The organism is Exiguobacterium sp. s143 (genome assembly GCF_018618895.1).
Lineage (GTDB): Bacteria > Bacillota > Bacilli > Exiguobacteriales > Exiguobacteriaceae > Exiguobacterium_A > Exiguobacterium_A abrahamii.
Window position 1 is genome coordinate 240,835 of record NZ_JACSMX010000002.1, and the last position, 23,014, is coordinate 263,848.

A 23,014-nucleotide genomic window follows, 5' to 3' on the forward strand; every position below is an offset into this window, starting at 1 on the left:
GTCTCTCACCTTCTATCAGGTCGAGAGACGTCTTTTTTCATTCAGCTTGACTTGCATCCAATGGTATGACCAGTTAATATAAGTATTTGAGTAGGCATTAGCACCTGGTATAATAATTGTGAATACAGCATAGATGGGGGAAGAATGACAGATGAAAATCGATCAGTTGAAACAAGTACTCGAAATGCTCGATCAGTCGAGTGTAAATGAACTCTCACTCGAGACGGATACGTATAAATTAAAGTTGAAGAAACAAGGAGAAACAGTGACAGTCTCGCACCAAGCACCTGCTGCTCCAGTGGCGGCACCTGCTCCTGTGAAGCAAGCGGCAGCACCAGTCGAGGAAGAGGCGACTACGGATGATACGGTCACGATCAATGCCTTGATGGTCGGAACGTTCTATTCGCGTCCGAATCCAGATAAACCGGCATACGTCAAAGTCGGTGATCAGATTGAAGTAGGTCAAATCGTTTGTGTCCTTGAAGCAATGAAACTCTTCAATAACTTAAACTCGGAAGTATCTGGAACAGTCGTCGAGATTCTTGTCGCCGATGGAGATCTCGTTGAATTCGGTCAACCACTCTTCCGGATCCGTCCGTAAACGGGGGTGAACAGCATGGAAAAATTATTGATTGCCAACCGTGGAGAAATCGCCGTCCGTATCATTCGAGCGGCAAAGGAACTTGGAATACAGACCGTTGCTGTCTACTCGACGGCGGATAAGGAAGCCTTACACGTTCGTTTAGCCGATGAGGCGTACTGCATCGGTGAGGCGAGTTCTGCTTCATCCTACTTAAACGTTACGAATATCCTTGCGATCGCAACGAACCGTCAAGTGACGATGATCCATCCGGGTTATGGTTTCTTAGCCGAGAACGTCGATTTTGCTGAGATGTGTGAAGCATGCGGGATCAAGTTCGTTGGTCCGACGTCGGATGCGATCCGTCAGATGGGAATCAAGGACGTTGCGAAGAAAACGATGATCGAGTGTGGTGTGCCTGTCGTACCTGGTTCAGATGGAACGGTCACGGACGAAGAAGCGGTCGCACTGGCGCAAGAAATTGGTTATCCGGTCATCATCAAAGCAACAGCAGGTGGTGGAGGTAAAGGGATTCGGGTCGCTCGTTCGGAAGAAGAGCTGATCAACGGGCTAAGTGAGACACGCCGTGAAGCAAAACAAGCTTTCGGAAACGGGGATGTCTATTTAGAACGTTTCATCGAAGAATTCCGCCATGTCGAGGTACAGGTCCTCGCTGACCGTCACGGGAATGTCATTCACCTCGGTGAACGGGATTGTACCGTCCAGCGCCGGATGCAGAAACTGATCGAGGAAGCGCCATCACCTGCGGTCAGTGAAGCGACACGATTAAAAATGGGCGAGGCTGCCGTAAAAGCCGCAAAAGCGATTCAGTACACGGGAGCTGGAACGATCGAATTCATCTTCGTCGAAGAGACGGAAGAGTTCTTCTTCATGGAGATGAACACGCGCATTCAAGTCGAACACCCGGTAACGGAGATGATCACTGGATTCGACCTCGTTCAAGCGCAATTGCAAGTCGCGCTCGATCATCCGCTTGCCGTTAAACAAAAGGATATCAAGTTCCACGGTCATTCGATCGAATGCCGAATCAATGCCGAGGATCCAGATCATGATTTCCGTCCGTCTGCTGGACGCGTCACACAATACGTGACACCAGGCGGAATGGGCGTACGTATCGATAGCGCAGTCTATCCGGGGTACATGATTCCACCGTACTATGACTCGATGGTCGCGAAATTGATCGTCCATGCGGAAACACGGGAAGAAGCATGTGCGAAGATGGAACGTGCACTGGCTGAATTTTGGATCGAAGGTGTCAAAACGACGATCCCGTTCCACGAACGTGTTCTCAGTCACCCGGTATTCCGGCGTGGGACGTTCACGACGAAATTCGCAGAGCGTGAGCTAAAAGGTACGATCGTTAACTGAATCGGGACGGGAGTTTGTGCGACGAACTCCCGTCTTTTTTTGGCGTTCTCTATGTTTTTTAAAAGAGGAATGTGCTAAACTAACTGATTGAGAACGACAAAAAAAGGAGCACGCAAAATCATGATGAAACGACACATGGCACGCGAACTCGCAGTCCAATCTTTGTTCCAAATGGAGCTTTCGGATCTGACTGCACAAGAGGCCATTGAATTCGCGGTAGAAGGTAAGGAATATGACACATTCGTCGAGCAATTGGTGAACGGCGTCGAAACGAACAAAGCAACGATTGACCAACACATCCGAGAAGCACTGGTCAACTGGTCATTCGAACGACTCGGAAACATCGAGCGGACGATTCTTCGCTTAGCCGTCTACGAATTATTGTTCGAAACGAACATTCCGGTTCGAGTGACGATCAACGAAGCGATTGAATTGACGAAGGCGTTCGCTGACGAAGAAGCGACAAAAATCGTGAACGGTGTTCTCGGTAAGGTCGCACAAGGCGTCGTTAAAGAAAATTCATAAACTTGTAAAACCGACGAATAGAGACAAACAGACAGAAGAGTGAATCGAACTTTTTGGGGGAGTGGACAAATCATGGCAGTAGTAATCGATGGAAAACAGGTAGCCCATTCATATCGTATGAAGCTGAAAGAAGAAGTCGCACGTCTGAAAGAACAGCGGATTCAACCGCAATTGACTGTCATCCTGATTGGCGAAGATCCTGCTAGTCAGTCCTATGTACGTGGTAAAGAAAAGGCGGCGAAGGAAATCGGCATGGATTCGGAGTTAATCCGACTTCCGGCAGAAACAACGGAATCAGAGCTTCTTCACTTGATCGACCGTCTGAACGTTGATGCGAGTGTCCATGGGATTCTCGTCCAATTGCCGTTGCCTGACCACATTGATGAGAGTAAGGTCATTTTTGCGATTTCTCCTGAAAAGGACGTCGATGGTTTTCATCCTGTCTCTGTCGGGAAAATGATGATTGGTGAACCGACATTTTTACCGTGTACACCAAACGGCATTCTTCATCTCGTCAAAGAGATGAACGTACCGATTGCTGGTCAACACGTCGTTGTCGTCGGTCGTAGCCAAATCGTCGGTAAACCCGTTGGTATGTTGTTCTTGAATGAATCGGCTACCGTTTCCTATTGTCATTCCAAGACAAAAGATCTCGGTGCGATGACGCGTCAAGCGGATATCTTGATCGTCGCAGTCGGCGTACCGAAGCTGATTACGGCGGATATGGTGAAACCGGATGCTGTCGTCATTGACGTTGGTGTCAACCGTGTCGATGGCAAACTCGTCGGTGATGTCGAGTTTGATACGGTACAAGACGTTGCATCGATGATTACACCTGTTCCGGGTGGCGTTGGTCCGATGACGATCACGATGCTACTGCATAACACGATCGAGGCTGCGCGATGAGCGAACCTCTTCACGTTTCCGATTTAGTCCACTATGTCAAACGTGAACTAGAAGGCGACGCCCTTCTGCAACAAGTCCAGGTGGTGGGAGAAGTGTCGAACTTTAAACGACACTCTTCCGGTCACCTTTATTTTACGTTGAAGGACGAGCAGTCACGGATGAAAGCCGTCATGTTTGCCCGGGATGCGAGTCGAGTCAAAGCAGACGTTCGCGATGGGATGCGAGTCGTCGTCACCGCGCGCTTATCCGTCTATGTCTCTTCTGGGGAGATGCAACTCTATGTCGAACGGATGACGGAAGACGGTGTAGGAGCGTTATATGAGGCGTTCTCACGCTTGAAGGTGGATCTTGAAGAGCGTGGCTGGTTTGATCCAGCCATCAAACAATCGTTGCCAGCTTTTCCCGAGCGAATCGGGATCATCACGTCGCCAAAAGGAGCAGCGCTTCATGATATCGCAACGACACTCCGGCGCCGTTATCCGCAAGCGGCCATCGTCTTCGCCCCGGTCCTTGTACAGGGAGCGGACGCGGCACCACAAATCAGTCGTGCCATTCAGCTGATGAATGAGCATGATGCCTGTGATGTGTTGATCATTGGTCGTGGTGGTGGTTCGATCGAGGAGCTGTGGGCATTCAATGAGATGTCTGTCGTGACAGCCGTGTTTGAATCACGCATTCCGATCGTCTCTGCCGTCGGTCACGAAACGGATTTTACGATCAGTGATTTCGTCGCCGACGTTCGTGCTGCTACACCAACGGCAGCGGCAGAACTCGTCACTCCGAAAGCAGAGGCACTATCTCGACGGGTGCAGGATGTGGAGCGTCGTTTAGAACGAACGTATGCACAACTTCTCAAAAGTAAGCAAGAGCAAGTGACACGGCTTGCTGCGAGCTACGGTCTGAAATCACCACGCGTCCTACTCGGACTGAAGCAGGAACAATTGGACCGAGCAGAGATGTCACTCCAAAAGGAGATCAAGCAAGTAGTAGCGCAACACCAGCAACAGGTGGAGCGTCTTGAAACACGCTTAATGCGTGTGCCGATGCGGGATCGCTTCGTGCAACAACGGGCGACGATTGAACAATCACGACGTCGACTCGAAATCGTTCGTCGACTTTTACAATCGAAGCAACAACAGGTGCGTCATGTGCTCGCGCGACTCGACTCCGTCAGTCCGACGCATGTTCTGATGCGCGGCTATACGTATGTCGAACAGGATGGACAAATCGTCCGTTCCGCGAAGGCATTGACAGCGTCTTCGTTCGATATCCGATTCCATGATGGAACGATTCGTGCTAAACGAGAGGATGGGGAGTAAGAATGGAGACGGAACAATCTTTTGAAGAAGCACTGGAACGATTAGAAGAAATCGTCACGTTACTCGAAGAGGGCGAAGCTCCTCTTGAACAAGCGATGGCTCTATATGAAGAAGGCGTCAAACTGACGGCTCTTTGCCAAGGAAAGTTATCCGTTGCTGAGAAAAAACTCGATCAAATCCTGGAGCAAGATGGTACGCTTCGGGAAAAAGGAGGAGCGCAATGATTGCTTTGAATGAGTGGAAGACACAAGTCGAAAACAAAATGGAAGAGTTCATGGAGCGACTCGACGCACCGGATCGTTTACGCGATTCGATGCGGTATTCACTCGATGCGGGTGGGAAACGAATTCGCCCAGCCTTGATTTATGCGGTACTCGATGCTTTTTCCGTCGATCGTTCAAAAGGTGACGCGACTGCTGCGGCACTTGAGATGATTCATACATACTCACTGATTCACGATGACCTTCCCGCAATGGACGATGATGATTTGCGTCGAGGGCGTCCGACTAATCATATCGCTTTTGATGAAGCGACAGCGATTTTAGCAGGAGATGCCTTGCTCACGAACGCCTTCAGCTGTCTTCTTGAGACACCAGCTTCGCCAGAAGTGAAGCTTGCACTTGTCGAACGGTTAGCAGCAGCGGCTGGTGCTACGGGTATGGTCGGTGGTCAGCTCGACGATATGCTCGGTGAGCGTGGCGGCATCAATGACGTAGCGGAGCTTGAGTCGATTCACCGTCGGAAAACAGGAGCACTCCTCGTCTTTGCAGTCGAAGCGGGTGGTTTGCTTGCCTCGGTCAGCTCGACGGATCTTGAGCACTTGAAGCAATACGGTCGCCATCTCGGAATCGCATTCCAAATCCAAGATGACATCTTGGACGTGACGGGAGATGCTGAAAAAATCGGCAAACCGGTTGGTAGCGACGAAGGGAACGAAAAAGCAACGTATCCAAAATTACTGGGTCTTGAAGGAGCGAAACGCGCACTGACAGCTCAGGTGGAAGCAGCGGAACAAGCGATTGATGCATTATCAGTCGAAGCGACGACACTTAAGGAACTGCTCGACTTCGTGGTCAAGCGCGACCATTAAGCAGGACGACGCATCTGCGTCGTCTTTTTCTATGCTGATAATGGCGCTCGATAGATTGTTCTAGTACAATGTAGGGTACAAACCCTATAAGATTGTAAGGAAAAGAGGCGGTAAGGTATGAAATTGACAGAAATACAGGATCCGTCATTTTTAAAGCGTATGTCGGTCTCCGAACTCGAAGTACTCGCAGGCGATATTCGACGCTTTTTGATTGAAGAATTAGCGACGACAGGTGGACACTTGGCACCGAACCTCGGTGTCGTTGAGTTGACACTTGCGTTGCATCGTGAATTCGACAGTCCGAATGACAAGTTCGTCTGGGATGTCGGGCACCAAGCATACGTGCATAAGATTTTGACAGGACGCGCGAGCCAGTTTGATACGCTCCGTCAACACAAAGGACTCTGTGGGTTCCCGAAACGTAATGAGAGTGTGCATGACGTTTGGGAGACAGGACACAGCTCGACGTCCTTGTCAGCAGCAATGGGGATTGCTGTCTCGAATGAACTGAGCGGTAAGAGTGATCGTGCAGTCGCAATCATCGGTGATGGTGCGTTGACAGGTGGGATGGCACTCGAAGCATTGAATCATATTGGAGCAGAACAACAAAACGTCATCGTCATCTTGAACGATAACGAGATGTCGATTGCACCAAACGTTGGGGCGATGCATCAAATGCTTGGAAGAATTCGTTCGTCACGTAAAGTGCGTTTTGCCCAAGACGAGCTTGAAACGTTGATCAAAAAGATTCCGGTCATTGGCGGACGCCTTGAAAAAGGAAGCGAGAAGTTGAAGGAAGCCGTTAAAGGCGCACTTGTTCCTGGCATGTTCTTCGAAGAGCTCGGCTTCAACTATTATGGTCCAGTCGATGGGCACGATCTTGATGATTTAATCGAACAGCTCAATTACGTGAAAAAAGAAGAAGGTCCTGTCCTGCTTCATGTCATCACGAAAAAAGGGAAAGGCTATCGTCCGGCAGAGTTCGATGGTGTCGGCACATGGCATGGTCTTGGACCGTACAAGATGGAGTCTGGCGAAGTCATCAAAGGGAAATCAAAAGCACCTAGTTACTCCTTTACGGTAGCGGATACTTTGACGAAGATGGCACGCGATGATGAAAAGCTGACGTTGATCACGCCAGCGATGAGCGTCGGTTCAAAACTCGATTGTTTTGAAAAAGAATTCCCAGAGCGGATGTTTGACGTTGGGATTGCAGAACAACATGCTGTGACATTTGCAGCTGGTCAGGCGACGCAAGGCATGAAACCTGTCGTATCGATCTACTCGACCTTCTTCCAACGTGCATACGATCAGCTTGTTCACGACGTGGCGCGTCAAAATCTAGATGTGACGTTTACGATTGACCGATCAGGTCTCGTTGGCGCAGATGGTGAAACACACCAAGGCGTCTTCGATATTGCCTTCATGCGTCACGTACCGAACATCCGGATCGTCATGGCGAAGGATGAGAACGAACTGCAACACTTGCTCTATTCGGCCGTCAAATATGAAGGACCAATCGCCGTTCGTTTCCCACGTGGAGAAGGTATCGGTGTACCAATGGACGAGACACTGCATGAAATTTCGCTTGATACATGGGAAGTCGAACGTGAAGGAACGGACGTCGCGATCCTTGCGTTTGGACCACAAGTACAAGATGCGCTCAAAATCGCGGATCTCCTAGCAGACGAACTGTCGGTTCGTGTCATCAATGCTCGGACGATCAAACCGCTTGATGAGAAGATGCTGAATGCCCTTTACGCAGAAGGCATTCCACTCGTGACGCTCGAAGAAGCCGTCTTAAAAGGTGGATTCGGATCAGCTGTCCTTGAGCATGCGAACGAGCAGGAAGCATTCCCACGCGTCAAACGCTTCGGTATTCCGGATTGGTATATCGAGCACGGCGGTGTGAACGAATTACTGGAAGAAATCGGATTATTACCTGGACAAATCGCAGAAGAAGTACGCGCTTTCGTCAATCAAGGAAAGAAACAGAGTGTGTGACGATTCATGGAAAATGTAAAAAAAATCCGCCTCGACGTTCTTCTCGTCGAGCGCGGTTTGTTTGAAACGCGTGAAAAAGCGAAACGATCAATCATGGCTGGACTTGTCTTTAGCGGAACGGAACGATTAGAGAAGGCTGGTGAGAAGGTCAAGTCGGACATCGACCTGCATGTTAAAGGTCAGTTGATGCCTTATGTCGGTCGTGGAGGCTTCAAGATGGAAAAGGCACTTCAAGTATTCGATTTCGATGTCGCTGGTAAAACAGGTCTCGATATCGGATCGTCAACGGGTGGCTTTACCGATTGCTCCTTACAAAATGGAGCAGCGCATATGTATGCGCTTGATGTCGGTTCCAATCAGCTGGACTGGAAGCTTCGTTCGGATGATCGTGTGACGGTGATGGAGAAAACGAACTTTCGGCACGCAACACCAGATATGTTCCCTGTTGCGCCACAGTTTGCGACGATTGATGTCTCATTCATCTCGTTACGGTTGATGCTTCCACCCCTGAAGACGATCCTCGTCGAAGGAGGAGATGTCATGGCGCTCGTCAAACCGCAATTCGAAGCGGGGCGTGATGATATCGGTAAAAAAGGCATCGTGCGGGATGAACGGATTCATGTCCGCGTCCTCGATGAGATGGTTGAATTCTTCATTCAACAAGGGTTCTATGTGAAACAGCTCGACTATTCGCCGATTACCGGTGGAGAGGGGAACATCGAGTTCTTATTGCATGCGCGCCTTGGTCAACCAGGACTTGATCCATCTGTCCATGCGACAGAGACAGTCAAGCAAGCACATGCTAGTCTTTAAACGAACAGATGAAAACGAGGACGGATCCGGTTCATGGGTCCGTCTTCCTTATTGTTCGGAGCGACGAAAACCGTATAATAAAATGGCAAACGTGGACTTTTAATGATTTATTGGATTACAATAGTAACATCGAAGAATACTGTGAGGTGCAGGGATGACAAAGGGGCAACGGTTGATTAAGATTCGGGAGATCATCACCCAGTCGGAAGTAGAAACCCAAGATGAATTGGTAGAGGAATTACGGAATGCAGGATATAAGGTGACACAGGCAACGGTATCACGAGATATCAAGGAACTTCACCTCGTTAAGGTCCCGTTGAATGATGGACGTTATAAATACAGCTTACCTGCCGACCAACGCTTCAACCCACTCGGGAAATTGCGGCGTCTGCTCGGGGACAGCTTCATCTCGATTGATTCTGCTCAAAATCTGATTGTCATGCATGTCCTGCCGGGAAATGCGAATGCAGTCGCTGTCTTACTGGACCATTTGAGCTGGAACGAACTGCTTGGCACGGTGTGTGGGGACGATACGATCCTATTGATCGCACGAAGTGAGGAACAAGCGAAAGAAGTGACGGAACGAATTTTAGAAATGCTGTAAGGAGTTGACAGGATGCTAGCTGAATTATCGATCAAACAATTTGCGATCATTGACGAGCTACAGATCGACTTTAAAAAAGGAATGACCGTCTTGACTGGGGAAACAGGTGCCGGTAAATCGATCGTTCTCGACGCGATCGGATTATTGATTGGTGGACGTGGATCCGCGGAATTCGTTCGATACGGGGAAGATCGAGCGGAGCTAGAAGGATTGTTTCTGATTGAAGACGACCATCTCGTCTATGATCTCGCAGAAGAGTATGGTATCGATATCGAAGATGGATTGATCATCTTACGACGTGATCTGTTCGCGACCGGGAAAAGTGTCTGTCGCGTCAACAATAAGCTGGTCACACTGACGATCTTACGGGAGTTCGGGCGTGTCCTCGTCGACATGCACGGGCAACATGAACATCAGCATTTAATGGACAGTACGTATCATCAAGCGATTCTCGATGACTTCGCGCAAGAGACGATTGCACCGCTCCTTCAAGCCTATCAATCCGGTTATCAAGCGTATGAAGAAAAACGGACGGCGCTGCAATCGCTCGCGCAAAGTGAGCAAGAACTCGCTCAACGGATTGATCTACTATCGTTCCAGACGGAAGAGATTGAAGGCGCAAAACTTCGAGCACATGAGGAAGACGAGTTGCTCGTCGAACGAAATCGTCTCGCGAATTTCGAGAAGCTATATGCGTCGTTAAAGACAGCGTACGATGCTTTGCATGATGAGATGCGCGGCATCGACTCTGTTGGAGACGCGATGCGTGAATTACAACAAGCATCAAGCATCGACGAACAGTTTTCGCAGCAGAGTGACGCGATCGCAAGCGCTTTTTATGGACTCGAAGAAGTCGGGTATGCGATTCGAGATCAACTCGAAACACTTGAGTTCGATTCCAATCGACTCGATGAGATCGAACAACGTTTATCCGTCTTTCAACAACTGAAACGAAAATACGGGGCGACGATCGAGGAAGTCATCGCGTATGGGGAGAAGATTCGTGTTGAACTCGATACGATGACGAATCGAGATGAACGGATTGAACGCTTAAAAGCCGAAGTCGAACAGCTCGAAGGCGAATTGTTTGAGATAGGTGGGCGTCTGTCGCAACAGCGTCGAAAAGCGGCCGTTCAATTAAGCGAAGCGATTCATCTGGAGTTGCGTGAGCTCTACATGGAAAAAGCACGGTTTGAAATTCGTTTTCTTCAAGACGGGAAGACACCGATGCTACGCAAGAACGGAATCGACCAAGTGGAGTTCTTCATCATGACGAATGCGGGAGAGCCATTCAAGTCGCTCGGAAAAGTTGCATCGGGCGGGGAGTTATCTCGTATCATGCTCGGATTGAAGTCAATCTTCTCGCGCTCGGTCGGAGTTGCTTCGATCATTTTCGATGAAGTCGATACAGGAGTATCGGGTCGTGTCGCACAAGCGATGGCTGAAAAAATCTATCGATTATCGGTAGACGGACAAGTGCTTTGTATTACGCACTTACCGCAAGTCGCTTCGATGGCCGATCAACATCTCTATATTCGGAAAATCGAGGAGACGGATCGTACGACGACACAGGTCAACGTCTTGTCTCAGTCAGATCGAGGAAACGAACTAGGACGGATGATTTCCGGTGCACATATGACGGATTTGACGTTACGCCATGCCGAGGAATTGATGGATCAGGCGAAGACGATGAAAGAATCGCTTAAAAATGGGGTGTAAGGATTGATTAAAGTCGGGATAGCAGATGATAATCGCGAAATGGTCGAACTGATTCGCCAGCATATCTCTGCGCAAGAAGACATGGAAGTCGTTTGCGTCGCCTACAATGGCGAGAGTTGTCTCGAACGTATGAAAGAACATGAAGTGGATGTATTGCTTCTCGACATCATCATGCCTCATTTAGATGGGCTTGGTGTTCTCGAAGAATTGATGAAGAAAAAGAAGAACCCTGCTGTCATCATGTTGAGTGCTTTCGGTAAGGATGAGGTCTCACAACAGGCGGTCACTCTCGGAGCATCGTACTTCTTACTTAAACCGTTCAGCATGGATCAGCTCGTTCAAAAAATTCGTCTCGTGACGCATCAAGGACAAGCACCGATCGTCGAAACAATTGACTTAAGAGTCGGTACGACACTGCGAGAAGTGGGGATTGCTCCGCATATTAAAGGCTTCACGTATTTAAAGGACGCTGTCTTAATGGTGCTAGAACGGGAAGATTTACTTGGATTGATCACAAAGGAACTCTATCCGACGATTGCGAAAAAACATCAAACGACGGCATCTCGCGTCGAACGAGCGATGCGTCACGCCATCAAGTCCGCTTGGAACGAAGGGATGCAACAGCACGAGCTCTTCAATGGTCGGATCGAACAAGAGAAAAGTCCGAAGAACTCGGAATTCATCTCGTATGTTTCGAGTCATATGAATCAAGAACAATCTGGTTAAAGGAAACACACCGTCTGAATGATAGACGGTGTGTTTTTAGTTCCGATCCCGTTCATAGTAAGCGATCAACACGCCGTTATCGAACGTGTGTCGTTTCGTGACGTTCCAAGTGAGGGGCGTCATTCCGTTGTCGGGAAATAGACGTTTACCAGAACCGACGATGACTGGATAGTGGATCAATCGAAGTTCATCGATCAGATCAGCTTCATAAAGCGTATGAACGAGTTGACTACTACCCCAGACGTGAAGCGGTGGTCCGTCCTGTTGTTTCAAGCGTGTTAGTTCAGAAGTCGGTTGATTCAAATATGTCGTCGGCTGCCAACGAATAGGTGGTGTATGACGCGTAGCAACATACTTCATGGCACGATCGGCAACTGGCCAGATATCTGCATGGAGTGGCCAGTAACTCGACCATTGCTCGTAAGTCGCGCGACCGAATAACAGGGCGCAATCCTCTTGCATCCATCCACGGATGACCTGACCGATCTCGGGATGCTGAAATGGAGCAGTCCATCCACCCTGTTCGAAGTCGTTGCTCACATCCTCATTCTTTCCGCTCGGTGCTTGAACGACACCGTCTAACGATAGATGTTCGAATACGATGATTTTTCGCATGAAAGATCTCCTTTCGATTACGTTCTGCTTATAGCATACCGTAAAGCTAAAAATATATAAAAGCGCTTGCAAATAAATATTGCATAAACTGAAATGTTTGTTATAATAAAGGTACCAAATGATTTGGCAAGACGTCAGATGAACGTCGAGTCGACAAGGACTCCGGAAATCCTGTTGATGAACATCATCTCAGAACGCCAACTGTAAATGGCTCAAGAATGCCGGACGACATTCTCTTGGTAGAAGTCGTACCAAGGTATCTTGTTCATTCTAGATGGGAAATCTCGAATGAATGGGAGCTTCCATGATTTCGAAGCTAGGGAAAAGTGGAAGGTAACGGATCGTCTAAAATGAAAAGTACAGTTCGTGAAAAGGAGTGTTGTCTAGCAGTGATTGTTAGCAACCGAATGTTTGACTGCTTCAAGCGGATGACATTACGCTCCACCTAGGTCCCGAGTACAGTCAGATGATGGAACTGAAACACCATTCTATCGTTAGCCCGATAGCCAGATCTGATTTCTTTCTACCTCTTCATTAAGAGGAACACCTAAGGTTTTGGAGTACACGAATAGTTCTAACTATGAGAGGAGTTCATCCGTAAGTGAAACCAATTTTATACGAGTAAAAGGTCCCGCGCTTGAAATGAGTTCAAGAGATGGGGACCTTTTTCTGTGTTCATTTTTTTTGATAGCGGTCGGAGACTTTTCCACGTTTTCGATCGCGATAAAAGACATATCCTGCGACAAATCCAATGCCACCCATCGCAAGAACCAAACCAACGAGACCTTGCAGTACATATACGTAAGCCGCATCGCCTAAGTATTTAAACGGCACTTGCGCAATTAGAAAAACACTATCACGCATGAGCTTAATACCAATCGCGCCGATGATGCCGGGGATTAATAATGAGAGCAAACCAATGATACGCATAGGACGCCACTCCTTTCCAAGCGTATTGTATCAAAAAATCGATCGTTCTGCGAATCGGGTTTGCTTCCCTATTTTATTCCGAGTACGATAGAAATGTAAGCAGTTTCAAAGGGGGAATTCATATGCATCATCTACTCGTCGTCGGGGCTGGTCAAGGGGGAACAGAAGTCCTACATGCGTTTCAACGTTCACCATTATTAACGGTCATCGGTCTCGTCGATCCAAACATGGAGGCGCCTGGGGTGGCGCTTGCACGGCGTGCGGACATTCGGATCGAAACGAATTGGTCAGCTTTCGAAGGGGCGGATGTCGATTTCATCATTGACGCTACAGGAGAAACTGGCGTACTTGAGCAATTGATTCATGATTTTCCGGGAGCGGCGGTCTTACCGGGTGAATTCGTCAGAGTGTTGCTTGAGCGATTGACTGAAAAAGAGAAAATGCTCGAAGCAATCATTCATTGTACGAGCGAGGCGATTTCCGTCGCCGATCAAGACGGACAGACGATGCTGATCAATCCAGCATATACGCGTATGACTGGTTTCACGGAGCGAGACGTCGTCGGAAAACCGGCAAGTGCCGATATCGGAATGCAGGAATCCGTTCATTTGAAAGTCTTGAATACGGGCGAGAACGTGCGGGATGTTCGTATGAAGATCGGGCAAGATCAACGTGATATCATCGTCAATGCGGCACCCGTCATCGTCGATGGACAAGTCCGCGGTTCCGTTGGGGTCATTCGGGATATTTCAGAAATGAAGGCACTCGCCAAAGAATTGAAGGCAGCGCGACAAAAAATCCGGACGCTCGAAGCCAAATATACTTTTGACGATATCATCGCTGAGAGTGAAGCGATGCGCTTCGTCGTCGATCAAGCAAAGCTTGCGGCAACGATGCCCGTAAACGTCTTGATTCGCGGTGAATCCGGAACCGGCAAGGAACTGTTTGCACATGCGATCCATGCAGCGAGCGAACGTAAATATGAACAATTCGTCCGCGTCAACTGTGCGGCAATCGCACCGACGTTACTCGAAAGTGAACTATTCGGCTACGAGGAAGGCGCGTTCTCAGGAGCGCGACGTGGTGGGAAGCGGGGATATTTCGAAGAAGCACATGGAGGTTCGCTATTCTTAGATGAGATTGGCGAACTACCACTCGACGTCCAGGCCAAACTATTACGGGTGTTACAGGAAAATGAAGTCGTTCGCGTCGGTGGGACGAAGGCGATTCCAGTCGATGTCCGGATTATCGCGGCGACGAATGCGAACCTAGAGCAAAAGATCATCATGAATGAGTTCCGAGAAGATCTCTACTACCGGATCAATCGGTTACCGATTCACATACCGGCACTACGTGAGCGACCGGATGATATCGCACCATTGACCTTACACTTACTCCGTAAATTGAATCAAAGTTACGGACGATCGGTCGGACGGATCTCAGATGATGTACTTGAAGCAATGAAGAAGCAACCGTGGAAAGGAAATGTCCGCGAGCTTGAAAATGTCATCGGACGCGCGTTGATTTTTACGGATAAAACAGAAACCGTCTTGCGAAAAGGTCATCTTCAGCTTGTCGTGCCACAAACAACGAAAGTCACGACGAGACAGAAAAAGGAAATCAAGCATCTATCGGACGAGATGTCACACGTCGAAGAACGGTTGATTCGGGAAGCGCTTACTGCCTTTAATGGCAACAAAACAGAAGCGGCGAAACAACTCGGAATTTCTCTTCGGGCACTTTATTACAAAGTGGAACGATTTAACATCTATTCATGAAGCGCAAATTTTTGCGTGCAATATATTGCAAAAAATGCAAAAGCGTGCAAAATTAAAGACGTTCTTGCTTAACCTACCGTCTCTTTTGAATTGGCACGAAAATTGCTATTACTATTTATGTATGACAGGTGAGGGGGGAATACGGTGAGATTCAGTGAAATGGTCGAGCAGGCAGCTCGACTCGAAGATTCCGTCGTTGCGATTGCAGCTGCGGATGACGAAGAAGTGATGGATGCTGTCGCATTAGCAATTGAGAACGATTTAGCGCGTTTTCATTTGTTCGGGGATGCGACACGGATTCAGCAGATGATCCAAAAACGAGCATTACGAGAGTCACAGTTCGTGATCACTCATACTTCTACATCGCAAGAAGCGGCAGAACGTGCTGCTCATGCCGTTCGCAAGGGGGATGCGAGCGTCTTGATGAAAGGTCTTGTTCCGACAGCTACGTTCATGAAAGCTGTCTTGAACAAAGAAACGGGTTTGCGTTCAGGGAATATCTTGTCGCATGTCGCCTTGTTCGAAGTACCGGGGCGTGAATCAGCGATCGGATTAACCGATGCAGCGATTCACATCCAACCGACACTCGAAGACAAAGTGAAGATCATCGAAAACGGTGTCTCCGCCTTACGTGCTCTCGGATACGGCTTACCGAAAGTCGCAGTCTTAGCAGCTGTCGAAGTCGTCAATCCGACGATGCAGGCGACGATTGATGCCGCACTTTTGACACAGATGAACCGACGTGGTCAAATCAAGGATTGCCTTGTAGACGGACCACTCGCACTCGATAATGCCGTAAATCTCGTCGCTGCCCAGCAAAAAGGATTGACGGGAGATGTAGCAGGTCAGGCGGATTTACTCGTCGTTCCGCAAATCGAAGTCGGAAACGTCATCTACAAATCACTCATGTATTTCGCACATGCCTCGGTTGCGGCGATTCTCGTCGGAGCGCGGGCGCCAGTCGTTTTGACTAGCCGTGCCGATACAGCAGAAGCAAAAATGTACTCACTAGCCTTTGCGCTATTAAATGCCCAACAGACGAAAAAAGTAAAACAAACAATCTGAGGAGGAACTTAAAATGGTCGAAACAAACGTAGAGTCACGCTTCAGCATCTTTGAAACAATGGAGATGGAAGATTACGAACAAGTCGTTTTTTGCCACGATAAAGTATCTGGATTAAAAGCAATCATTGCGATTCATGACACGACACTCGGACCGGCACTCGGTGGACTTCGCATGTGGAACTATGCATCAGACGAAGAGGCATTGATTGATGCGCTCCGTTTATCAAAAGGGATGACATATAAGAACGCAGCTGCTGGATTAAACCTTGGTGGTGGTAAAGCGGTCATCATCGGCGATGCGAAGACACAAAAGTCAGAAGCACTCTTCCGGGCATTCGGACGTTACGTCCAGTCACTGAACGGTCGTTACATCACAGCAGAAGATGTCAATACGACAGTTGCAGACATGGATTACATCCACATGGAGACAGATTTCGTTACTGGTGTCAGCCCAGCATTCGGATCAAGTGGTAACCCATCACCGGTTACGGCATACGGTGTCTATCGTGGGATGAAAGCAGCGGCAAAAGAAGTGTACGGAACAGATTCACTTGGTGGAAAAACGATTGCGATCCAAGGTGTCGGTAACGTTGCCTTCAATCTATGCCGTCATTTACATGAAGAAGGGGCGAAACTGATCGTCACGGACATCAACCAAGAAGCACTTCAACGTGCAGAAGAAGCATTTGGTGCCTTGATCGTCGCACCAGAAGACATCTACAGTGTCGAAGCGGATATCTTTGCGCCATGTGCCCTCGGTGCGACATTAAACGACGAGACGATTCCCCAATTGAAAGTCAAGATCATCGCTGGTGCGGCAAATAACCAACTCAAAGAAGACCGTCACGGTGACATGCTTGAAGAACGCGATATTTTATACGTACCAGACTTCGTCATCAATGCCGGTGGTGTCATCAACGTTGCCGATGAACTCGACGGATACAACCGTGATCGTGCTATGAAAAAAGTTGAACTCGTCTACGATGCAGTCACGAAAGTGTTCGAAATCGCAAAACGCGATCATTTACCGACATACCGGGCGGCTGAGAAAATGGCAGAAGAGCGTATTGCGACGATGCGTAGTGCCCGCAGCCAGTTCCTGCGTCGTGATAAAAACATTCTAGGATCACGCGGCTGATCAGAGGAGGATATCCATGAGCGAACGTATTTTAACGATCAATCCCGGTTCGACGTCGACGAAGATTGGTATCTTCGAAGGGACGAATCAGGTGTTCACGAAGACGTTACGCCATCCAGCGGAGGCGGTCGGAGGACCGCTTCCAGCGCAGCTGGAGATGCGTCGTCATGTGTTACTCGAAGTGTTAGCTGAAGAACAGATTAATTTGAAAGCGCTTACTGCAGTCGTAGGACGCGGAGGACTACTCCGACCGCTCGTCAGCGGTACGTACGCCGTCAATCGGGAAATGCGAGAAGACTTACTCAGCGGTATTTTTGGCGTCCATGCCTCGAATCTCGGTGGACTCCTCGCGGATGAGATTGCTCGGACACTCGACATCCCATCGTTCATCGTTGATCCAGTCGTCGTTGACGAACTCGAGCCGATTGCGCGGATTACAGGCTTACCTGAACTTGAACGAAAGAGTATTTTCCATGCTTTGAATCAAAAAGCTGTCGCGAAGCGGTACGCGAAGGAAATCGGACGTCCCTATGAGGAACTGCGCCTGATCATCGCACACATGGGCGGCGGGATTACGGTCGGTGCGCACCAAGAGGGGCGTGTCATCGATGTCAATAACGGACTCGATGGAGAAGGACCGTTTTCGCCAGAACGAAGCGGATCGCTACCTGTTGGTCAACTAGTAGAACTATGTTATAGTACCAAGTATAAACTTGAAGAGATGAAGCGTCTGGTCGTTGGGTCAGGCGGACTTGTCGCGCACTTGGGAACGTTTGACGCGATCGAGATCGAGCGCCGGATTGAAGAAGGCGATGAAAAAGCGGCATTGTTATATGACGCGATGGCGTACCGGATCGCAAAAGAGATCGCTGGTCAAAGTGCCGTCTTGTTCGGGCAGATCGACGCGATCATCCTAACAGGCGGACTTGCCTATAGTGATCGATTGACGCGTGCGATCGAAGAACGCATCGTCCACCTCGGTCAAGTCGTACGTAGTCCTGGTGAAGATGAGTTGCAGGCGCTCGCAGAAGGAGTGTTGCGTGTCTTACGTGGGGAAGAAGAAGTTAAGGAATATGGAGGCGAACCAACATGGCTAGAGAATTCGACGTCGTTGTCCTAGGTGGCGGACCCGGTGGATATGTCGCCGCGATTCGTGCGGCACAAGCCGGGAAGTCGGTAGCAATCGTGGAACAAGGAAAATTAGGCGGGACATGCTTACATCGTGGCTGTATCCCATCTAAAGCCTTTTTGAAATCAGCAGCAGTCTATCAGACGGTCAAACACGCTGCTACATATGGCGTGGACGTACCGGAATCGTTTTTACGATTCGAACAGGTCAAACAACGGAAACAAGAGATCGTAGATGGATTAGAGGCAGGCATTCAGCATCTGATGAAAAAAGGAAAGATTGAAGTCTTTCATGGTCGGGGTTCGATTCTTGGACCAAGTATCTTTTCACCGATGCCGGGAACGATCAGCGTTGAGCCGGAAGAAGGCGAAGGCGAGTTGATCCTTCCGCGTCAATTGATCGTCGCGACAGGGTCGCGTCCACGTCCATTGAACGGACTCGCTTTTGATTCAGAGTATGTCCTCAGCTCGGATGATGCACTCGATATGGCAGATTTGCCAAAGTCGATCGTCATCATCGGTGGCGGCGTCATCGGTGTCGAATGGGCATCGATGTTGACGGATTTTGACGTCGCAGTAACGGTCGTCGAATTCAGCGACCGGATTTTACCGACGGAAGATGCGGCAGTCAGTCGTGAAGTCGCCCGTCAATTGAAAAAGCGGGGCGTCAAGATTCATACCGGCGCAGCTGCACAAAGTGAAACGTTCCGGATGTCAGAAGACGGTGTCTCGATCGCGATCGACCGTAACGGAGAACAAACGACGCTTGAAGCGGATAAATTGCTTGTCGCGATCGGTCGAATGGCGAACGTCGAAGGCATCGGGATCGAAAACACGAATATCGTCGTCGAAAATGGCTTCATCCAAGTAGATGACCATTTCCGGACGAAGGATCAACATATCTATGCGATCGGAGATGTCATCGGTCGCTTACAACTGGCGCACGTCGCGTCAGCAGAAGGTGTCAAAGCGGTCGAGGCGATCGTCCACGGAACGACGACACCACTTGAATATGCGTTCGTACCACGTTGTATCTACAGCGTACCGGAAGCGGCATCGGTCGGTTTGACGGAAGACGAAGCGAAACGTGCCGGAATGGACGTTAAGGTCGGAAGCTTCTCGTTCAACGGATTAGGGAAAGCGCGGATCGAAGGAGAGGCGGCAGGCTTCATCAAGCTCGTTTCCGATGCGAAGACAGATGATCTTGTCGGCGTTCACATCGTCGGACCAAAAGCAACGGAACTGATCAGTGAAGGTGGATTAGCGCTCGTACTCAATGCAACGGCATGGGAAGTCGGACAGCTCGTGCATCCGCACCCGGCCTTGTCAGAAGCATTCGGTGAAGCAGCACTTGCAGTCGACGGACTCGCGGTTCACGCCTAAGGAGGAATTACGGATGGAAAAAATAGAATTCAAAGAATTAGTAGAACTCGGATTAACGGAACAGGACGCGATTCAGATGTTCGAAACGATGGTCCGTGCGCGGAAGATCGACGAACGGATGTGGAAGTTGAACCGAGCGGGTAAAATTCCCTTCCTCGTCTCATGTCAAGGACAAGAAGCGGCTCAAGTCGGTGCAGCGTTCGCCCTTGAAAAAGGAACGGACTACATTTTGCCGTATTACCGTGATTTAGGCGTCGTCTTACACTTCGGTCAAACGTCACGCGATATCATGCTGTCGGCATTCGCAAAGGCAGAAGATCCGAACTCAGGTGGTCGTCAAATGCCAGGACACTATGGTTCACGTGCCTTGAATATCGTCACGGGTTCAAGTCCGGTCACGACACAAGTCCCACATGCTGTCGGGATCGCACTTGCTGCGAAGATGCGTAAGGAACCACTCGTTGCTTACGTCTCGTTCGGAGAGGGCTCTTCAAACCAAGGAGACTTCCATGAAGGGGCGAACTTCGCCGGAATTCATAAACTCCCGGTCATCTTGTTCTGTGAAAACAATAAATACGCGATTTCGACACCTCTCTCGAAACAGCTGTCGGCGAAACACGTTGCTGATCGGGCGATCGGCTATGGTATGCCAGGCTATACGGTGGACGGCATTGACCCACTCGCTGTCTATAAGGTCGTCAAGGAAGCACGCGAGCGCGGATTACGGGGAGAAGGTCCGACCTTGATCGAAGTTGAAGTCGAACGCCTCGTGCCACACTCATCCGATGATGACGATAAATCGTACCGTTCTGCTGAAGAACTCGATGCCTTAAAAGCACGTGACGGGATCAAACTCTTCCGTGCGCGTTTGATTGAAATGGGCGTCCTGACGGAAGAATCAGCGACTGAAATCGAACAAGCGATGGAGAAAGAAGTCGACGAAGCAACGGCTTATGCGGAAGCAGCAGCTTACGATGCGCCAGAAAATGCACTACGTTACGTGTACGACGAGGAGGAAACAAAATGACGACGTTAAGTTTAATCGAAGCGATCAATAGTGCAATCAAAGAAGAGATGGAACGCGACGAGTCCGTCTTCATCCTCGGCGAAGACGTCGGTGTCCGTGGTGGTGTTTTCCGGGCGACACAAGGATTGCTCGAACAATTCGGAGAAGAACGTGTCATCGATGCACCACTCGCTGAGAGTGCGATTGCCGGTGTCGGAATTGGAGCTGCGATGTACGGCATGCGTCCGATTGCTGAAATGCAATTCGCTGACTTCATCATGCCAGCGGTCAACCAAATCGTCAGTGAAGCAGCGAAGATTCGGTACCGTTCGAACAATGACTGGACGTGTCCGATCGTCATCCGCGCACCGTTCGGCGGCGGTATTCACGGGGCACTTTATCATTCTCAGTCGGTCGAAGCGATGTTCAACTCGACGCCTGGTCTGAAAATCGTCATCCCATCGAATCCATATGACGCAAAAGGATTGCTAAAGGCAGCGATTCGTTCGAATGATCCGGTCTTGTTCTTTGAGCACAAACGAGGCTATCGTCTGTTAAAAGGGGATGTTCCTGAAGGCGACTATACGGTCGAAATCGGTAAAGCGGACGTCAAGCGTGAGGGCGAAGACGTGACGATCATCACTTATGGGCTATGTGTTCATATGGCACTTGAGGCAGCAACACGCCTTGAAAAAGACGGAATCGATGTCCACATCCTTGACTTGCGGACGGTGTATCCAATCGACCGCGAAGCAGTCGTCGAAGCAGCGAAAAAGACGGGGAAAGTCTTGCTCGTCACAGAAGACAATAAAGAAGGTAGCGTCATGAGTGAAGTGTCGGCGATCATTGCAGAAGAAGCATTGTTCGATCTCGATGCACCAATCGAACGACTCTGTGGTCCAGACGTCCCAGCGATGCCATACGCTCCGACGATGGAGAAGTTCTTCAACATCTCAAGCGAGAAAATTGAAGATAAAATCCGGACGTTACACGCATACTAAGGGGGAACTGACCGATGAAGACTGAAACACTTACGATGCCACAACTCGGGGAAAGTGTTACTGAAGGAACGATTTCGATGTGGCTTGTCAAACCGGGCGATACTGTCAAAAAATATGATCCGATTGCAGAAGTCATTACCGATAAGGTAACGGCAGAAGTCCCATCTTCGTTTGATGGTGTGATTGAAAAACTGCTTGCAGAAGAAGGCGATACGTTGCAAGTCGGTGACGCGATCGTCACGATGCAAGTCAGCGGCGGATCAACGGAAGTCGCGGCGACCGAACAAGAAGTACCGGCTGTCGAAGAAACGACGTCGGCTGATACATCGATGAAAAAACGCTATTCACCAGCGGTCTTGAAATTATCAGGCGAACACGGCATTGATCTTGAACAAGTGACGGGTACAGGAGCGGGCGGCCGGATTACCCGGAAAGATCTCTTGAAATTGATTGAGTCTGGATCGATCCCGACACCACAAGCAACGGAACCAAAACCGGAAGCGCAAGCGGCTCCGGTAGCGCCTCCGGCAGAAGCACCACCCGCACCAAAACGTCCGGTCAGTGCACCACAACCGACGGAAACGGGCGACATCGAGATTCCGACTGCCGGTGTGCGTCAAGCGATCGCTTCGAACATGGTTCGCGCGAAACACGAAGCGCCACATGCTTGGTTGATGATCGAAGTCGATGTAACGAACTTGGTCGAAGCACGTAATCGTCATAAAGATGCGTTCTTCAAACAAGAAGGGGTCAAATTGACGTTCTTACCATTCTTCATGAAGGCGACAGTCGAAGGATTGAAGAAACATCCAATCATGAACTCGACATGGGCGGGAGATAAGATCATTCAAAAGAAAGCGATCAACCTATCACTTGCTGTCGCGACGCAGGACGCTCTGTTCGTACCAGTCGTCAAGAATGCGGATGAACTAAGCATCAAGGGGATCGCACGCGCGATTGATGACTTCGGGAAACGGGCACAAGCCGGCACGTTGTCGTCTGCAGAGATGCAAGGCGGGACGTTTACGGTCAACAATACGGGCTCATTCGGTTCAATCCAATCAGCACCGATCCTTAACTTCCCGCAGGCGGCGATTCTATCCGTTGAATCAATCGTCAAACGTCCAGTTTGGGTGAACGGCATGTTTGCAGCACGCGACATGGTCAACCTCTGTATGTCGATCGACCACCGGGTGCTCGACGGACTCGTTGCCGGACAGTTCCTACAAACTGTCAAACAAGCGCTCGAATCGATTGATCCGAACCAACTTTCCTTGTACTGAGTTTTTCCAGTT

Annotated in this window: 22 protein-coding genes; 20 read left to right on the forward strand and 2 right to left on the reverse strand. The window is 49.4% G+C overall.

Going from position 1 to position 23,014, the window contains the following annotated elements:
* The first annotated feature begins 151 nt into the window (after nt 1-151).
* The 12 genes from accB (at nt 152) to spo0A (ending at nt 11,675) form a co-directional block, all read left to right on the forward strand.
* Nucleotides 152-601 (forward strand): acetyl-CoA carboxylase biotin carboxyl carrier protein, encoded by a 450-nt coding sequence (gene accB, locus KNQ03_RS09485; RefSeq protein ID WP_058704313.1) that lies wholly within the window; start codon nt 152-154, stop codon nt 599-601.
* A gap of 15 nt (nt 602-616) precedes the next feature.
* Entirely contained in the window at nt 617-1,969 is a 1,353-nt protein-coding gene (gene accC, locus KNQ03_RS09490) for an acetyl-CoA carboxylase biotin carboxylase subunit (RefSeq protein ID WP_035409099.1), read from the forward strand.
* Nucleotides 1,970-2,089: 120 nt separating this feature from the next.
* Nucleotides 2,090-2,494 (forward strand): transcription antitermination factor NusB, encoded by a 405-nt coding sequence (nusB, locus tag KNQ03_RS09495; RefSeq protein WP_023467580.1) that lies wholly within the window; start codon nt 2,090-2,092, stop codon nt 2,492-2,494.
* A gap of 72 nt (nt 2,495-2,566) precedes the next feature.
* Nucleotides 2,567-3,400: a bifunctional methylenetetrahydrofolate dehydrogenase/methenyltetrahydrofolate cyclohydrolase FolD gene (gene folD, locus KNQ03_RS09500; RefSeq protein ID WP_082627410.1), complete on the forward strand. Its 834-nt coding sequence runs from the start codon at nt 2,567-2,569 to the stop codon at nt 3,398-3,400.
* Nucleotides 3,397-4,719, forward strand: coding sequence for an exodeoxyribonuclease VII large subunit (xseA, locus tag KNQ03_RS09505; RefSeq protein ID WP_214724469.1), 1,323 nt, complete (start codon nt 3,397-3,399; stop codon nt 4,717-4,719). The genes folD and xseA overlap by 4 nt, the downstream gene beginning before the upstream one ends.
* Before the next feature lie 2 nt (nt 4,720-4,721).
* Nucleotides 4,722-4,943: an exodeoxyribonuclease VII small subunit gene (gene xseB / locus KNQ03_RS09510; protein WP_023467583.1), complete on the forward strand. Its 222-nt coding sequence runs from the start codon at nt 4,722-4,724 to the stop codon at nt 4,941-4,943.
* A complete protein-coding gene (locus tag KNQ03_RS09515) occupies nt 4,940-5,809 on the forward strand; it encodes a polyprenyl synthetase family protein (protein ID WP_214724471.1) in 870 nt (289 codons plus the stop codon). The genes xseB and KNQ03_RS09515 overlap by 4 nt, the downstream gene beginning before the upstream one ends.
* A gap of 117 nt (nt 5,810-5,926) precedes the next feature.
* A complete protein-coding gene (gene dxs, locus KNQ03_RS09520) occupies nt 5,927-7,813 on the forward strand; it encodes a 1-deoxy-D-xylulose-5-phosphate synthase (RefSeq protein WP_023467585.1) in 1,887 nt (628 codons plus the stop codon).
* Between the two features lie 6 nt (nt 7,814-7,819).
* Nucleotides 7,820-8,626 carry a TlyA family RNA methyltransferase gene (locus tag KNQ03_RS09525; RefSeq protein ID WP_029341099.1) on the forward strand — a complete coding sequence of 269 codons (807 nt, stop codon included), beginning with the start codon at nt 7,820-7,822 and terminating at the stop codon, nt 8,624-8,626.
* A 154-nt stretch (nt 8,627-8,780) separates the two neighbouring features.
* Entirely contained in the window at nt 8,781-9,230 is a 450-nt protein-coding gene (gene ahrC, locus KNQ03_RS09530; protein WP_023467586.1) for a transcriptional regulator AhrC/ArgR, read from the forward strand.
* Between the two features lie 12 nt (nt 9,231-9,242).
* The gene (recN, locus tag KNQ03_RS09535) at nt 9,243-10,949 is read left to right on the forward strand and encodes a DNA repair protein RecN (protein ID WP_023467587.1); all 1,707 of its coding nucleotides are present in this window, start codon (nt 9,243-9,245) and stop codon (nt 10,947-10,949) included.
* A 3-nt stretch (nt 10,950-10,952) separates the two neighbouring features.
* A complete protein-coding gene (gene spo0A / locus KNQ03_RS09540) occupies nt 10,953-11,675 on the forward strand; it encodes a sporulation transcription factor Spo0A (protein WP_074668437.1) in 723 nt (240 codons plus the stop codon).
* Between the two features lie 36 nt (nt 11,676-11,711).
* On the opposite strand, the gene KNQ03_RS09545 is transcribed toward spo0A, so the two are convergent.
* Together KNQ03_RS09545 and KNQ03_RS09550 are read right to left on the reverse strand one after the other, a co-directional pair.
* On the reverse strand, nt 11,712-12,290 hold the full coding sequence (locus KNQ03_RS09545; RefSeq protein WP_214724473.1) for a dihydrofolate reductase family protein: 579 nt from the start codon (nt 12,288-12,290) through the stop codon (nt 11,712-11,714).
* A gap of 675 nt (nt 12,291-12,965) precedes the next feature.
* On the reverse strand, nt 12,966-13,220 hold the full coding sequence (locus KNQ03_RS09550; RefSeq protein ID WP_058265115.1) for a DUF2627 family protein: 255 nt from the start codon (nt 13,218-13,220) through the stop codon (nt 12,966-12,968).
* A 122-nt stretch (nt 13,221-13,342) separates the two neighbouring features.
* On the opposite strand from KNQ03_RS09550, the gene KNQ03_RS09555 reads away from it, so the two are divergent.
* From KNQ03_RS09555 to KNQ03_RS09590, 8 genes are all read left to right on the forward strand, one after another.
* A complete protein-coding gene (locus tag KNQ03_RS09555) occupies nt 13,343-14,998 on the forward strand; it encodes a sigma 54-interacting transcriptional regulator (protein ID WP_058704307.1) in 1,656 nt (551 codons plus the stop codon).
* Nucleotides 14,999-15,142: 144 nt separating this feature from the next.
* Nucleotides 15,143-16,063, forward strand: coding sequence for a phosphate butyryltransferase (gene yqiS / locus KNQ03_RS09560; RefSeq protein WP_214724475.1), 921 nt, complete (start codon nt 15,143-15,145; stop codon nt 16,061-16,063).
* 13 nt (nt 16,064-16,076) lie between these two features.
* Nucleotides 16,077-17,201: a Leu/Phe/Val dehydrogenase gene (locus KNQ03_RS09565; RefSeq protein WP_023467593.1), complete on the forward strand. Its 1,125-nt coding sequence runs from the start codon at nt 16,077-16,079 to the stop codon at nt 17,199-17,201.
* A 16-nt stretch (nt 17,202-17,217) separates the two neighbouring features.
* Nucleotides 17,218-18,321 carry a butyrate kinase gene (buk, locus tag KNQ03_RS09570; protein ID WP_214724478.1) on the forward strand — a complete coding sequence of 368 codons (1,104 nt, stop codon included), beginning with the start codon at nt 17,218-17,220 and terminating at the stop codon, nt 18,319-18,321.
* Entirely contained in the window at nt 18,291-19,712 is a 1,422-nt protein-coding gene (gene lpdA / locus KNQ03_RS09575; RefSeq protein ID WP_214724480.1) for a dihydrolipoyl dehydrogenase, read from the forward strand. Before buk ends, lpdA begins: the two co-directional genes overlap by 31 nt.
* A gap of 13 nt (nt 19,713-19,725) precedes the next feature.
* Nucleotides 19,726-20,739, forward strand: coding sequence for a thiamine pyrophosphate-dependent dehydrogenase E1 component subunit alpha (locus tag KNQ03_RS09580; RefSeq protein ID WP_023467595.1), 1,014 nt, complete (start codon nt 19,726-19,728; stop codon nt 20,737-20,739).
* Complete coding sequence (locus KNQ03_RS09585; protein WP_023467596.1) at nt 20,736-21,719, forward strand: alpha-ketoacid dehydrogenase subunit beta; 984 nt, start codon at nt 20,736-20,738, stop codon at nt 21,717-21,719. Before KNQ03_RS09580 ends, KNQ03_RS09585 begins: the two co-directional genes overlap by 4 nt.
* 14 nt (nt 21,720-21,733) lie before the next feature.
* Entirely contained in the window at nt 21,734-23,002 is a 1,269-nt protein-coding gene (locus KNQ03_RS09590) for a dihydrolipoamide acetyltransferase family protein (protein ID WP_075642029.1), read from the forward strand.
* Nucleotides 23,003-23,014: the final 12 nt, after the last annotated feature.